At 43.7% G+C, this 1532-nt stretch carries 1 protein-coding gene; it reads left to right on the top strand.

Features of this window, described 5'->3' with window-relative positions:
* The first annotated feature begins 208 nt into the window (after positions 1-208).
* Entirely contained in the window at positions 209-1471 is a 1263-nt protein-coding gene (locus ACFO8Q_RS19455; protein WP_417323480.1) for an AAA family ATPase, read from the top strand.
* Positions 1472-1532: the final 61 nt, after the last annotated feature.

The raw sequence follows: 1532 nt of genomic DNA, 5'->3' as shown, positions 1-1532 counted from the left end.
TTTAAAAGAGCAACTCCAGCCTGGTTTTATGTGAACCAAATTGGCAGCTGCTCTTACTATACAAGGAGGAGAGATTGTGCATATTAATGGTGCAAAGTGGTGAAAATTCGACTTTCATACACACACTCCCGCATCTCACGATTATGGAAAAGGTCCAGATCAGGAAATATTGAAAGCTCGGACACCAAGAGAGTGGTTTTTGGACCAGATGAAGGCAGAGATCGATTGCGTGGCGGTAACGGATCACAATTCAGGTGCTTGGATAGATAAGCTGAAAGAAGAATTGAACGTAATGGAGTCCGAAGAGTGCGATGGATTCAGACCGCTTACCATATTTCCAGGAGTGGAGATTAGTGTGAGCGGAGGAATCCATCTGTTGGCGATATTTGACCCTTCAGTTACCGGCGAAGACATATCCAATCTTTTGGGAGCGGTTCAATATGAGGGGAATAGGGGAGAGACTGATGGATGTACAAGAAAAAGTTTTACTGAAGTGGTCGAAGAAATTATTCGAAATTATGGTATAGCCATTCCAGCACACGTGGATGACGAGAGCGGTCTTTTCAAGGTGTTCCAAGGAATAACTCTAAAAACCAGTTTGATGTCTAACGGTTTGTTAGCGATACAAATATGTAATCCCCTTGAGGAGAAACCTCAGATATACAAAGACATGAAGTTGAATTTCGCCGAAGTTGCCGGGTCCGACAGTCATCATCCGAATTGTGTCGGTCAATCTTATGCTTGGGTAAAGATGGAAAAACCGGACATTACAGCTTTGCGCCTTGCACTTCACGACGGCGAGGATGGGATTTTGAGGTACGATACATATTCGGGAAATCCGAACGAAGTGGGAACCAGATTTTTCATTCAAAATATTTCTATCACGGACGGAGCGAAAGCGGGAAGAGGAACACCTCTGAAGGTCACGTTTAGTCCGTGGCTTACAACATTAATCGGCGGCAGAGGGTCCGGAAAGTCAAGTGTGGTGGAATATTTACGCTTGGGCTTGGACAACAGGGACAGCCTTCCGGAAAGTCTAAAGAAAGAGTTTGACGATTTTGCCCAAATCACCTCAGGGCGTGGTAAAACGGGAATGCTTACAAAAAATACGGTGATTCGAGTCGAATTAAAAAAGGATGGCAGGGACGTTGCATTGGTTTGGAAAGACAACCAGATCATTGAAGAACAAAAAGACGATTCCGGACGATGGATTACGAAAGAAAAAAGCAACATCGTTCAAAAACGTTTCCCGATTCGAATGTTCAGTCAAAAGCAACTGTTTGAAATGACTAAGGATCCCCATGTTGTGTTGAACCTGATAGATCGGCAGTTCGACAAGTCGACATGGCAAGAAAGACGAGACGAATTGGAAAAACAGTGGTTGGAATCGAGAAGGCTTGAACGGGAATATCATGAAAAATTGTCGGGTTTACCCGACATCAAAGCAGAACTGGACGATGTGCCGGATTAACCCCGCTTATTTGGACATACCTTCATTTTAGAGCTATTTTCATAGAGTTTCGTTTTATATG

Origin of the sequence: Effusibacillus consociatus (genome assembly GCF_042652925.1) — a bacterium.
Lineage (GTDB): Bacteria > Bacillota > Bacilli > Tumebacillales > Effusibacillaceae > Effusibacillus > Effusibacillus consociatus.
The sequence above is the reverse complement of the archived record's forward strand: the minus strand, read 5'-3'. Positions and strand labels throughout refer to the sequence as shown.